12 protein-coding genes are annotated in these 13,136 nt (G+C 59.5%); 3 read left to right on the top strand and 9 right to left on the bottom strand.

Features of this window, described 5'->3' with window-relative positions:
* Positions 1-12: 12 nt before the first annotated feature.
* Both HMPREF3148_RS08825 and HMPREF3148_RS08830 read left to right on the top strand, forming a co-directional pair.
* Positions 13-1,104, top strand: a complete 1,092-nt coding sequence (locus HMPREF3148_RS08825; RefSeq protein WP_049063088.1) for a polyprenyl synthetase family protein — start codon at positions 13-15, stop codon at positions 1,102-1,104.
* Between the two features lie 5 nt (positions 1,105-1,109).
* Positions 1,110-2,714: an alpha-(1->6)-mannopyranosyltransferase A gene (locus HMPREF3148_RS08830; RefSeq protein ID WP_080969995.1), complete on the top strand. Its 1,605-nt coding sequence runs from the start codon at positions 1,110-1,112 to the stop codon at positions 2,712-2,714.
* Here HMPREF3148_RS08830 and HMPREF3148_RS08835 read toward each other — a convergent pair.
* On the bottom strand, positions 2,711-3,178 hold the full coding sequence (locus HMPREF3148_RS08835; protein ID WP_306592344.1) for an Rv2175c family DNA-binding protein: 468 nt from the start codon (positions 3,176-3,178) through the stop codon (positions 2,711-2,713). The genes HMPREF3148_RS08830 and HMPREF3148_RS08835 overlap by 4 nt on opposite strands.
* Before the next feature lie 29 nt (positions 3,179-3,207).
* Between HMPREF3148_RS08835 and HMPREF3148_RS08840 the strand changes: the two genes are divergently transcribed.
* Complete coding sequence (locus HMPREF3148_RS08840) at positions 3,208-4,572, top strand: protein kinase domain-containing protein (protein WP_049152167.1); 1,365 nt, start codon at positions 3,208-3,210, stop codon at positions 4,570-4,572.
* Here HMPREF3148_RS08840 and HMPREF3148_RS08845 read toward each other — a convergent pair.
* The 8 genes from HMPREF3148_RS08845 to HMPREF3148_RS08880 all read right to left on the bottom strand — a co-directional run bounded on the left by HMPREF3148_RS08845 (position 4,569) and on the right by HMPREF3148_RS08880 (position 12,552).
* A complete protein-coding gene (locus HMPREF3148_RS08845) occupies positions 4,569-5,957 on the bottom strand; it encodes a class II 3-deoxy-7-phosphoheptulonate synthase (protein ID WP_034656806.1) in 1,389 nt (462 codons plus the stop codon). The genes HMPREF3148_RS08840 and HMPREF3148_RS08845 overlap by 4 nt on opposite strands.
* A gap of 44 nt (positions 5,958-6,001) precedes the next feature.
* Positions 6,002-6,511 (bottom strand): polyadenylate-specific 3'-exoribonuclease AS, encoded by a 510-nt coding sequence (locus HMPREF3148_RS08850; protein ID WP_005528677.1) that lies wholly within the window; start codon positions 6,509-6,511, stop codon positions 6,002-6,004.
* A gap of 24 nt (positions 6,512-6,535) precedes the next feature.
* Positions 6,536-7,735, bottom strand: a complete 1,200-nt coding sequence (locus HMPREF3148_RS08855) for an acyltransferase family protein (RefSeq protein ID WP_005528675.1) — start codon at positions 7,733-7,735, stop codon at positions 6,536-6,538.
* 3 nt (positions 7,736-7,738) lie between these two features.
* Positions 7,739-8,485: a lysophospholipid acyltransferase family protein gene (locus HMPREF3148_RS08860; RefSeq protein WP_049152165.1), complete on the bottom strand. Its 747-nt coding sequence runs from the start codon at positions 8,483-8,485 to the stop codon at positions 7,739-7,741.
* A gap of 21 nt (positions 8,486-8,506) precedes the next feature.
* Complete coding sequence (locus HMPREF3148_RS08865) at positions 8,507-9,460, bottom strand: ROK family protein (RefSeq protein WP_034656803.1); 954 nt, start codon at positions 9,458-9,460, stop codon at positions 8,507-8,509.
* Between the two features lie 98 nt (positions 9,461-9,558).
* Entirely contained in the window at positions 9,559-10,686 is a 1,128-nt protein-coding gene (locus HMPREF3148_RS08870; RefSeq protein WP_049152164.1) for a glycosyltransferase family 4 protein, read from the bottom strand.
* 10 nt (positions 10,687-10,696) lie between these two features.
* Positions 10,697-11,758, bottom strand: coding sequence for a C40 family peptidase (locus tag HMPREF3148_RS08875; RefSeq protein WP_366556951.1), 1,062 nt, complete (start codon positions 11,756-11,758; stop codon positions 10,697-10,699).
* Positions 11,759-11,922: 164 nt separating this feature from the next.
* On the bottom strand, positions 11,923-12,552 hold the full coding sequence (locus HMPREF3148_RS08880) for a C40 family peptidase (RefSeq protein ID WP_046645209.1): 630 nt from the start codon (positions 12,550-12,552) through the stop codon (positions 11,923-11,925).
* Positions 12,553-13,136 lie beyond the last annotated feature (584 nt).

The raw sequence follows: 13,136 nt of genomic DNA on the forward strand, positions 1-13,136 counted from the left end.
AACGTGTGAGGGGTGAAAGACAACAGCATTCCCACCATCGAGCAGTTCCCCGACCTCGCCCGCGAAAAGCTCAGCGAGTTCCTCGCACAGCGTCGCCCCGAGGTTGCAGAAATTGGTGAACCCGTTGTCAACGCAACGAACTTCCTAGAGTCCTTCGTTCTCGATGGCGGCAAGCGCATTCGCCCCACCTACGCGTGGGCTGGCTTCCTCGGCGCGCACGGCCTAGAGAGCGGCGAGGATGCCCAGGCTATGGCCACCGCCGCCTCATCGCTGGAGTTCATCCAGGCGTGCGCGCTTATCCACGATGACATCATCGATTCCTCTGATACCCGGCGCGGAAATCCCACTGTGCATCGCGCCGTCGCAGCACAACACAGGGCCAAGGGCTACCACGGCGATGCCGACTTCTTCGGTCAATCAGTAGCCATCCTGGTTGGCGATCTTGCACTCGCATGGGCCGAAGACATGCTGCAGGGCTCCGGCCTCAGCGGCGCCGCGCTGCATCGCGCTCGCGGCCCATGGTCAGGTATGCGCACCGAGGTCATCGGCGGCCAGATTCTAGACATTTCGCTGGAGGCCGCGGGTTCCGAGGACCTAGCGCTAGCCAACTCGGTCAACCGTTACAAGACGGCCGCGTACACCATCGAGCGACCGCTTCACCTTGGTGCCGCAGTCGCAGGCGCCGAGCCTGCGCTTATCGACGCTTTCCGTGGCTACGGCCGCGACATCGGAATCGCCTTCCAGCTGCGCGATGACCAGCTCGGCGTCTTCGGCGACCCCGCGATCACTGGAAAGCCTGCTGGCGACGATCTGCGCGAAGGCAAGCGCACCGTCCTCCTTTCCTTGGCGCTCCAGCACGCCGATGCGAAGGACCCAGCCGCTGCCAAGACGCTGCGTAGTCTCATCGGCAACACCGAGGATCCCGCTGACATTGCCCGTATGGCGCAAATCATCGAGGACTCCGGCGCCCCAGCGCTGCTTGAAGAGCAAATCACCGCTCTCACCGAGTCAGGGCTGCGCCACCTCCGCGAGGCGCAGGTTGATGCCGACGTCACTCAGACCCTCGAGGCACTGGCCATCAAGGCCACGGCTCGTCGAATGTAGGCAGCATGTCAGTTACATCTCCTGCCTCCCCTGCTCCTCAGACCGCAGGCCCAAAGCACAAGGTGTATAGCCTGCAGCTGCCCAATGCACTACCGGTGGGCATCGTTGCCTCCATCATCTTGATGATTGTCTCCTTCTCCGGCGGCGCTACGCGCAACCGAGGCGGTTTTCTGGAGGCCCTCAACATCGGGTTCTTGGCCTACGGGCACGGCCGCAACGTGGGCATGGTTCTCTACTGGTTCGGCCTCTTTGGCCTCGTCGCTGCATGGATCCTGGCCGGCCGCCAGGTGGTCGCGCCGCAGCTGAAGAATCCTACTCCTGACGGAGGCCTGCGCGAGATCCGTCGCATGCTCGCCGCATGGATCGCTCCACTGCTCTTTGCTGCACCTCTTGCCTCCCGCGACGTCTACTCCTATCTCATGCAAGGCGCCATGGTGCGCGATGGTTTCGATCCCTATACCGAGGGCGCAGCCGTCAACCCGGGACCATTTCTGCTTGAGGTTTCCCATGACTGGCGCAACACCACCACCCCTTATGGCCCGTTGCACTTGTGGACCGCCGAAGGCGTCACGCGCCTAGTGGGCGATAACGTCGCCGCAGGAATCATCGTCTACAAGGCAATCTCCGTCCTCGGCTTTGCCGTCATCGTCTTCGCAATTACCCGCCTGGCCCGCGCCTTAGGCGGCGACCCCGCTTTGGCACTGTGGTTGGGTGTGGCCAATCCGGTAGTTGTCCTTCACCTCATCGGTGGCATGCACAACGAGTCCGTCATGGTGGCCCTCGTGTCCCTGGGCCTGCTTGCCGCGGTACACAAGCGCTTCCACATCGGCCTCATCCTCATCGGCGTGGCCGTGGCGCTCAAGGCAACGGCCATCTTTGCAGCACCCTTCGTAGTGTGGATGATGGTGCTTCACCACGCACCGCGGGAACGCGGCGTCGCCAAACAGGTGCTCGCATTCGTCATCTCTGGAATCGTGGCGTTGGTTGAGGTAGCTCTATCCGTCGCCGTCATTACATGGGTCTCGGGCAGTTCCTGGGGATGGCTCTCCCAAATCAGCGGCAACTCCAAGGTGGTCAATCCCCTCGCCGGCCCTACCTTCGCAGCCGACGTCCTCATCCCGCTTATCCAGGTCTTTAGCCCAGAGACCACATACAACGGTGTACTGGGTATGCTGCGCAGCATCTCGATGGTCTTCATGCTCATCGGTTTGGTCTTAATGTGGTGGCTGGGCCGCGGTTCCATCAACCGCGCCATCGCAGGTACCGCTGGCGCCTACCAGGTCGCGTTCGTGTTCAACTCTGTAACTCTGCCGTGGTACTACGCCTCGGTGTTGACCCTCATGGGCACATTCCGCCCGCCGCTGCTGCTCATCAAGATCACCACGGGCGTCTCGCTATTTATCGGCGTAGCTTTCTCCGGCGACGGAAACCACCAGCTCTACAACTGGTGGTGGGACATCGGCATGGTCGTGGCCGCATGGGCGCTTACGCAGTGGATCTTTGCTGGGCTGCCGGAAAACCTCGGCAGCGGTTTACGGGAGCGGGATCGCGCCGCCAAGCCACGCTCTGTGCTTGACGACGCCCCCGCATCTTCCCCCGAAGCTTCCTAAAAGGCCGAAGCCTGCGCGCGGCGGATGACCTCGCGCGCAAGGTGACCGTGCAGTGCGTCGATGGGTCGGCCCGGAAGGGAATCGTCCTCGGTGAACAGGTGCACGAAGATTTCGTCGTCGTTGAAGCCGCCGTCGGTCAAGACCGTGATGACGCCAGAAACGTACTTGGAAATAACGCCCTTCTCGTTGAAGAAGGAAGCAGGAACGTAGCGGGTGCCTTCGCCGTCGCGCCACGCGATGAACTTGCGTGCGTTGAGCAGGTCGAAGACGCGGGTGATCTGAAGATCAAGCTTGTCCGCCACTTCCTGCAATGTCAGCAACTTCTCATCAGCCAGCAGGGCTGCGATTTGTTGCGTCTTGTCAGCAGGAGAATTGTTCTGCGCGTTGTTTGTCTCTACGTTGTTTGTCCGTGCACTGTTTGTATCTGCATTACTCACAGACACAACCTTAGCTGGATACCACATCTGCGTCCCTATCAGCCATACTGGAATGCATGACAAGGCTGGAAATAGGCGACGTACTCGAAGACCGCTATCGAGTTGATCGGCCAATCGCGCAAGGTGGTATGTCCACCGTGTATCGCTGCGTTGACTTGCGCTTAGGCAGAGCTGTGGCCGCCAAGGTCATGGACGAGCGCTACCAGGACGACCCTGCCTTTGTGAAGCGCTTCGAGCGGGAGGCCCGCGCCATGGCGCAGCTACAGCACCCCAATCTCGTTGCCGTGCATGACTTCTCTTCCGAAGGCGTGCCCATCTACCTCATCATGGAACTCATCACGGGCGGCACGTTGCGCGAGCTGCTCGCCGAGCGCGGACCCATGCCTGCGCATGCGGCTGCCGCCGTGATGCACCCGATGCTCATGGGCCTGGACGAGGTGCACCGCACTGGCCTGGTACACCGCGACATTAAACCGGACAACGTGCTCATTACCTCGCATAACCGGGTGAAGCTCGGTGACTTTGGTCTGGTGCGCTCCGCGGCGGCCGAGCAGGCGTCGAACCAGATCGTCGGTACGGTGTCCTACCTCTCCCCTGAGCAAGTCACGGGCGAGCCGATCACGCCTGAATCCGACGTCTATTCTGCGGGCGTGGTTCTCTTCGAGCTGCTCACCGGCACCGTGCCATTTAGTGGCGCGACCCCGATGGAACACGCGACAGCGCGCCTGCACGCCGATGTTCCGGCGCCGTCGTCACGCATTGCCGGGGTGCCGAAGCTTTTCGACGCTCTCGTGGCCACCGCAACCGCTCGCCAAGCCAGCGAGCGCTTCGCCGACGCCGGGGAGTTCCTCGACGCTCTTGACGACGTCACACAGGACCTAGATCTGCCGGAGTTCACCGTTCCAGTTCCGCGCAACGCAGCGGCCGCCCGCACAGCTGAACAGCCCACCGACTTCTCGGGAACCGGCGCCACGCACGTCTTTGACGCGACCACCGCTATCGATACTCCCTCTGCAACCCCCGCAGAGCAGCATACAGCCCCTGCCCCAGAGGCAGCGACCGAATACATTCCGCAGACCCCTCCTGCGGATATCCCCCACCGCGCACCGCTGAGTTTTGAAACTCGCGCGGATTTGCCGGCTCCGCCCTTCGTCGCGCCACCAGTTCCACCTGTGGTCCCACGCGGCGCGGAGTATCCAGCACCTAACTATCACGCACAGGCGCCGCTGGAGCCCCAGCCTCAGGGCGCGCTGTCGCACATCGCTGAAGACGAGCCAGCCGAGCGCCCATTAAGCAACCGCAACGTGTTCACACTGCTGCTGTTCTTGGCGTTCGTTGGGCTAGCAACCGTTGCCGTCGCCTTGGGCGGGTGGTGGTTTGGCTCCGGCCAATACGGTTCTATGCCGACGTTCTTCGCCTAGTTACGCAGCATCTCTGCGATGAGGAAGGACAGCTCCAGCGACTGCTGGGTATTCAAGCGCGGGTCCACTGCGGACTCGTAGCGGCCCGGCAGGTCCACGTCAGTGATGTCCTCTGCGCCGCCCAGGCACTCGGTGACGTCCTCACCCGTGAATTCGAGGTGCACGCCACCTGGGTGGGTGCCCAGCTCGCGGTGTACCTCGAAGAAGCCCTGCACCTCGTCCACGATCTTGTCGAAGTGGCGGGTCTTGTAGCCATTCGATGCGGTGAAGGTATTGCCGTGCATTGGGTCGCACTGCCAAACAACCTTGTGGCCGGAGTCCTCCACTGCCTTGACTACTGCCGGAAGCACGGTGCGCACCTTGTCGTGGCCCATGCGGGTGATCATGGTCAAGCGGCCCGGCTCACGGTTCGGGTCGAGCTTCTCTGCGTACTCAACGGCCTGCTCCGGGGTAACGCCCGGGCCGAGCTTGATGCCCACTGGGTTGCCGATGATCGAGGCGAAGTTGACGTGGAAGTCTTCCAAGCCACGGGTGCGCTCACCGATCCACAGCTGGTGTGCGGACAAGTCATAAAGCTTGGTTTCGCCGTTAGAATCGACGCCGAGACGCAGCATGGAACGCTCGTAGTCCTTGAGCAATGCCTCGTGGGAGCAGTAAATCTCCGCCGAGCGCAGCGTCTCATCGGAAACCCCACAAGCATTCATGAAAGCAAGGCCATTCTCGATCTCATTGGCAAGCGCCTGGTAGCGCGCACCCGCCGAGGAGTTGGCCACGAACTCGCGGTTCCACTCGTGGAGGCGGTACAGGTCAGCGGTGCCGGAAGAGGTCAGCGCACGCACGAGGTTCATCGCTGCGGACGCATTCGCGTATGCACGCACCATGCGGGCTGGGTCGTGACGACGAGCTTCCTCGGTGGGTTCCACACCGTTGACGATGTCGCCACGGTAGTTGAGCAGACCGTTGCCATCGACGTCGGAAGAACGCGGCTTAGCGTACTGGCCGGCAATACGGCCGAGCTTGACCACAGGGGTGGAGGCACCGTAGGTGAGCACCACGGCCATCTGCAGGAGGGTCTTCACGTTGCCGCGGATGTGCGGCTCAGTGTTGGACTCGAAGGTCTCAGCGCAGTCGCCGCCCTGCAAGAGGAATGCTTTACCCAGGGCGACGTCAGCAAGCTTGCGCTTGAGTTCTTCAATCTCTGGGGCCACAACGATCGGTGGAACAGATTCCAGGATCTTGCGAACGTTGTCTGCCTGGGACTGATCCCAGCTGGGCTGCTGCTTCGCATCACGCGCGATGACGTCCTGGAATCGCTCCTCGATGCCTGCTGGCAATGGTGGGAGGTCCGGAAGTGCTTCTTTAGGGATATCTACTGTCCAACTCACATGGCTATTTAACCATTATTAACCTGTCGCGCGTTAGTTAGATGCTAGATAGTGACTTGGTTGGCCCTTCCTAGGGGTAGTACATCCATGCAGGCGCGGAATTTTGCGAGATTGTGGCGGGCGTCGACAAGCGCATCGTGATTGCCCTGCGGAACCGGCGGCAGCTTGGGGCAGCCGGCAAATTCCCAGTACTGCTTGAGTTCGCGCGTAAAACGCGGCATCCGCTTAGGAAGACCGGTCATATCACCCCAGAGCTGGGCCAAGACTACGTGATCATAGGCGCCAACCCAGGCCCACAGTTCCACCGGCGTGGCGTGGGCGGCGAAGAACTCGAGCAGCTCCTCGCGGATGCGCTCGCACGACTTCCATACGGGGTTACTCGGGGAAGGCAACTTGTCTAGGACGTTTTCGCGCACCCAAGCGTTGGCATGGGCGGGGTTGAAGTCCGTGGACACCGCATAGTATTCGCTACCATCCTCCCCAACGATGCCGATGGAGACCAGCTCAATGGTCTCTCCATCTTCGATAAATTCGGTGTCATAGAAGTAGCGCACGGGGTCTTATCTTAGTTGCCTTGCCTAGATCTGAATGCGATGGGGTCTCGTGGGCCCTGCGCCCATGCTTAACGACGCCTCATTTTCTGGGTGGTCGCGCCGCGGGGCTGTTTCCACCAGATGCGTAATCGACGGAGGCTTAAGAAGCCATCCAACAATTGGTACTTTGCCCAGCGCCCACAGTGCCAAGGCAGCCAAAACTGCGAAGACAAAGCAGGCGATGAGCCAGAACCGCGTGTTGTCCAGGAGGGTTTGGCCGTCAAGAGAGACAGTGTGCGGGAACCAAGCCATGAAGAAACCGTAGCCGATTGTCAAGCCGATAGGGTGCCCCAGATAGATGGGCAGCGTATGCGAGCCCACGAAGCGCAAGGCGGTAGAGACTTTGGGCAAATGAGAAACCCAAATGGCCATGACAATGCCAAAAGGAACCTCGAGTGTCTGCTCAACAAAGCGGACCATGATGTGGACCTCGTTCGAAGTCAGATATTCCGCACCAGGAAGCGGCCACGGGATAAAGACCTCCTGTGGGTACTCGTCCCAGGCGCGGCGGAACAGGAAACCACCAGCATAAGATGCAATGACTCCCGCGTAGACGAAGAATGTTGTGCGAGTAAAACGGCCTTGGAAAGGGGCCTCTGCCTCTGCTGCGAAACGGGTAATCCAGTCGCGGAAGAAGGCAGCGCCCACGAACACTGGGAGGAACATCATCGCTTTAGCAATGACCGTGTAGTGCGCCTGCCACGCCATAAAGAGCAGGGGTGCAAAACTCAGCAGCAGCGCCAGCCACCCGGGCAGCTTGCGCACGCACCACAAGAAAATATTGAAGAATATCAACGCGTGGATAAACCACGCCATGGTGTGGCCCACCACCATGTTGAAGAGCATCTCGTTGCGGTCAAACAACGGGCTTTCGAAAACCCAATGCAATTCCACACGCTTTACTTGCAGCTCCACCGCCATCCACACGACGTAGGGCACGAGGAAATACCACAGGCGTCGGGCAAAGAGCTGTGGGAAAGTAAAGCTAAAGACCTTGCTAGAAAAATAGCCGCTGACGAGGAAGAACAACGGCAGGCGTAGGGGATCAAGCCACACATTGAAAGCGGCCAGCCGAGTCTCACTGGATTCGGGAACGGTGAGGGTGACATGCAAAAGGACAACGCCTAGGATTGAAATGCCCTTGGCGATGTCCGGCCACGCTAATCGAGGCTGCGAGGGGCTCAATGGCTAGCGTGCCTCCCCAGTTGGTTCGGCCCCAGCGGGGTATCCGTGGCCTGCCTGCAGCGATGCTTTTACGTCCGATGCATATAGGTCCACGTAGGAGCTCTCAGCCAACTCAGCGAGCTCATGCATCACGAAGTCGGTGAAAGCACGAATGGTCTCGTGCTCTTCTGGGTTAAGGCCGCGTTCGGCCACCCACGCATGCGGATCGATGGGCTTGGCTACTCGCATCCCTACCTTGATGGGTCGCGGGACCCAACTACCAATGGGGTTCGCTTTGCGGGTATCGATCATGGCGATTGGGATGACGGGCTTGCCGGTGGCCATGGCGATTCGGGCCATGCCGGTACGGCCTTTATAGATGCGCTCATCTGGAGAGCGGGTACCTTCTGGATAGATACCAAAGAGGTCTCCCCTGTCGAGGATCTTCTTGGCAGCTTTAAGCATGGCATCGCCTGCAGCGTCACTGTCGCGTTCTACCGGAACTTGTCCAACGGAACTAAAGAACCAAGCCTGTGCACGGCCAACCACGCCTGGTGTGGTGAAGTATTCGCTCTTGGCCAAGAACGTGATTTGGCGCGGGCACATGAGAGGGAAGAAGAAAGAATCCATCACTGCTTGATGGTTCGAAACAAGGATGGCTGGGCCTTCGGCTGGAATATTATCCATTCCTTCGGTCCATGGGCGGTTCCATACTCGCAGAGCAGGGCCGAAAAAAATGTTCTTAAAGGCCCAGTACCACTTGTTTCGCATCGTGAAGTCCCTGTCGTCTAATTAACCTACGGTGAGCCCATGACGGGCAAGGTCAGCAACGCCAATCATACCCGCGGCTGAACCCAATTCCGCAGTGGCCACGCGGGCCAGTGGGCGATGTCCAGCGCCCACGATCTGTCGTGCCATGTTCTCGCGTGCGCGCTCTAGGTAGAGATCCGCGTCATTGGCGACGCCGCCGCCCACAACGATGAGTTCAGGGTCCAAGACATCTGCCACGATGGACAAGCCTTGTCCCAGCCACGTGCCAAAGTTCTCCATAACGGCCAACCCCAGCGGGTCGCCCTCGCGGGCCGCTTGCGTAATCTGCACGCCGGTGGCATTGGCCGGAAGCTTTGTTTCATACTGCGGGCGCAGCTCCTCGCAGGTGTCTGGCAGTGCGGTGCCCGACGCATAACGCTCCAAGCAGCCGCGCTTGCCGCACGAACATTCACGTCCGCCAGGAACCACGGTGAGGTGGCCGAACTCTGGGGCGGTGCCGAAGGCTCCGCGGTAGATCTTGTCCTCTGTCATGAGCGTGGCACCGATTCCGGTGCCGATTGCGAAGAACACCCAGTCCTTTGCGCCGCGGCCCGCGCCAAAGCGCCACTCGCCCCAGGCTGCCGAGTTTGCGTCGTGTTCGAGACGCACCGGCAGGCCAATCCTTTTGCTCAAGATCTCACGAACGGGCGCATCGCGCCATGGCAAGTGCGGGGCAAAACGCACGGTTTCGCACTCTGGGTCAAGGAATCCCGCGAGAGCCAGCCCCACGGCGGAGATCTCGTGGGTTGCACTGAGTTCCTCGACTGCACGGGCAATGTCATCTTCAAGCTGCGTGGCGACTTTGGCCGTCGGCACGCTCACGGAGTCCACGATCTCGCCATCGGCGTCGATAGCCGCCGCACGAAGGTTGGTGCCGCCAATGTCGAAACCGATGGTGAGACCGGAGTCGACGGCAGGATGGGCGTGTTCAAGCATGCACAAAAGGATATACCCCATGTGGGTTAATGTTCACATTCTGCGCGCCAGTGAAGAATCGATCAAGCGAATACCCCGCAGCCGTTGTATCGCTTTTGCTACTCCTCATCGAGAATTCGGCGAAGACGCTCCCCCATGATCTCCCACGTCCATTCCTGTTCGACATGCGTGCGTCCGGCGCGGCCCATGCGATGAGCAAGGGAGGCGTCGCCAAGCAAAGTGCACAATGCCTCGACTAGTTCAGGAACGCTTGAACCATGTACCACGATTCCGCTCTCTGGCGTCACAGTCTCTGGGGCGCCGCCGGAATCACCTGCTACCACCGGGATTCCGGAGGCTTGGGCCTCCAGATAGACAATTCCCAAGCCTTCAACATCAAGTCCTCTGCCGCGGGTGCGTGCAGGCATCGCGAAAACGTCCGCCGCATGTAATGCCTGCTGGAGCTCTTCGGAGTCCTTCGCTTCCCGGATAATTACGTCGGGGGCATAGATGTCAGCCAGTTCGCTGAGGGCAGCGCGGTATCGCCCACGGCCTATGATGAGTAATTGGGCATCGGGGAAACGCTGCCGTACCTGCGGAAGCGCACGCAGCAACTGGTCCTGCCCTTTGCGGGGAACAAGGCGGGAAATGCAGGTAATAACTGGTCCTTCAGAAAGGCCAAAATGAGCTCGCGCAGCTTGTTTTGACGCCGCATCCGCGGGAGAGAAATCCTCGAGGCTCACAGCGGAAGGAAGATGAACCCACCGCGGACCAGGCCCGAAGGGCGCAGTCAAGCGACGTAATGTGTAGTCAGAAATATACGTGATGACATCAGCGTGCCGACCGATTTCGTGCAAGGCTTGGCGCGCGAGAGGCAGCATTGACCACCCCACCTCATGACCGTGCGTCGTCGCGACAACCTTGTGCGCGCCGGCCTCTTTGGCCGCTTTGCCCATCAGCGCCAAGGGGGCTGCTGCGCCAAACCACACATTGACGACGCCGTGCTCCCTGACGAGGCGCTGCATCTCCCGCGCAGTTGCGGGAGTCGGAAGCATGACTTTGTGTGGCCACCGCACCACAGTATAGGGCTGGGCAGAGTCGAAAAGCGCGGCGGCTTCCGCGTCCTGGGTGGAGGCAAACACCACGATTTCGGAAGGATCGATCGTGTCAACGAAGTCCCGTAGATAAGACTGAATCCCGCCGATTGTGGGCGGGAAATCATTAGTAACCAGTAGAGTGCGCGCCATGCGCCCTACTCTAGTAGCGCACTGCGCCTTGAACAGGCATAGAGTCCAACGGAACCACCTGGACTGGAACGCCGTAGGTCGAAGCGTGGACGACCTGGCCATCACCGACGTACATACCGACGTGGGTTACCCCTGGGTAGTAACCGATGATGTCACCTGGTTGGAGCTGATCAAGCGGGACCTTCGTGCCGCCGGCGAGCTGCGCCTGGGAGGTACGCGGAATGGACTTGCCCATCTGCTGATAACTCCACACCATCAATCCAGAACAGTCGAATGTATCCGGACCCGTTGCACCCCAACCATAGGGCGCACCGATACGGGTGAGAGCCGCGGCCACTGCCTCTGAGCCGGAGCCATCTGCTAACGCTGCGAGGTCAATGTTCTGAGCACCGAAGCGTCCAACGAAGGCAGCACGTTGCTCCTCGTTCAGGCTATCGACCTGTGCCTCGATGTCCTTCTTCTGTTTCTCGAGCTCTTGCTGTTCTTTCACTAGGCCGTCACGCTTGACCTTGAGATCGGCAGCTTTATCTTGAGCGGCCTTGACTGCGGCAGCGGCCTCCTCCTGCAGAGCGCGCGCTTCCCGCGCGGCTGCAGACTTTTCCAGAAGATGACGTTGTGCGGTGCGGGAAAGTGCGCCCAAGTATCCCATGCGCTCTACAGCCGAGGCTGTGTCAGCTGCATTGAGCGCTGCGGACACAGCGCTACGGGAATCTCCGCGATAACGAGACTGTGCAATGCCGTTGATGCGGCCCTGCTGAGCCGCAACGGCAACTGAAGCATCTTCCGCTGCAGCCTTGGCTTCATCGGCATGCTGCTGGAGGGCTACGACTTCCTTTTCAGCTTCGCTGAGCTGATCTTCGAGCGTTTTCACCTCTTCGCTTTTTGCGGAAACGCGCTGCGCTACTTCCACAACGCGGTCAATGAGCTGCTGCAACTGTTCTGGTTGAGTGTCCTCCACTTCCTGAGCAAAAGCTACAGGCGCAGTGACAGCGCCACAGGCGGCAGAAAAAGCAAGAGCTGCAGCGCAAGCCGCGGTTGCTGTGCGGCGAGCCCGCAAAGTCGAAGAAAGCACGTCGAAATTCCCAAGGCTTAGAAAATATTAAAAGACTGCTTGATGATAGCGCATGGAGCTGCCGATTTCTATACCGGCACGAGTCTCAATAAAACCATAAAAAGACCCTTCTGTTCCATCGAGAGATGGACGAGAAGAGCCTTTAGACCGAAACAGGCGGACGCTTAGAAGCGAACTGCGGAGTGAATCGGCATGTAGTGCAGGGAACGCTCCTGAACCGGGGTACCGGAGTTCAAAGCGTCGATGATGGTGCCGTTGCCGGTGTAGATACCGACGTGAGAGGCGCCAGAGTAATAGACGATGATATCGCCTGGCTGCAGGGCATCAAGGGAGACCTGCTGGCCGCCAGCTGCCTGAGCCTGGGAGGTGCGAGGAATCTCAACGCCTGCCTGACGGTAAGCCCAAGAGGTCAGACCAGAGCAGTCGAATGCGCTAGGGCCTGCCGCACCGTAAACATATGGGGAGCCCATTGCAGAGCGCGCTGCTGCAAGTGCCTTCTGCCCTACAGACTGAACCGGTGCTGCGGCTGGAGCCGGAACAGGAGCCTGTACGGACGCGGCGTAGTTTACGTTTGCCTGCTGCAGGGAAGGAACATACTGCTGAATGTTCGGCACCTGGTTGATGTTCGGGACGTTTTCCAGTCCTGCAACCTCAAAGCGGAAGTCGGTGTTAGGGATAACAACTTCTGCACCCTGTGCGACTGCCGGGACAGCAACGGCTGCGGATGCTGCTGCAACTGCGGTGGTTGCGATACGGCGGGTGTTGATTGCGCCCTGACGACGATGCTTAGCCACGAAATAAACTCCAAATCTTCCTGCGCGCCTACTTCGATTGCACACGCTCAGTTCAGCAAAGGATGTTTTGCTGGGACTAAAGTGTGCCGCCTCCGAGCGAATCGGATAATCAAAGCTCTGACCCTGGACGGGCCTAGCGTTCGTTGATGTTTCGTTCCTGTAGAAACATCTCCACTCGGCCCCCGGTTCAGGAGGGGCCAGATGCGGCGCTTAAATCTTCAGTTCGTATTGAGTGCCTCGTGTCGGCAACTCAATGTCTCAAGTAGGTTACGAAATCATCACGTCCCGTGTCGAATTTTCCGTCAAAAAAGGACGCTGTTACCGCCCCGTTATCTTCTGTTGACAATTCCGAAATGTTCGCAATAAACGCTCGGGCAACGCTCCCCGTTATCACTTTGAGACAATCTCTCACCTGCGACAATGCCACACTTCGCCACACCCTAAGATTGCGCACATATCATCAAAGATTGAAGCTTCAGATCGTTGAAAAATGTATTTTGTGAGCTTCGACACATGGTCACTAAACGAACTCACACAAGGCGCTAGAACAACAACTTTCACTCTAAACTCGCCCCGAAAACGGC

Source organism: Corynebacterium sp. HMSC05D08 (assembly GCF_001807215.1).
In the GTDB taxonomy this organism is placed as follows: domain Bacteria; phylum Actinomycetota; class Actinomycetes; order Mycobacteriales; family Mycobacteriaceae; genus Corynebacterium; species Corynebacterium striatum.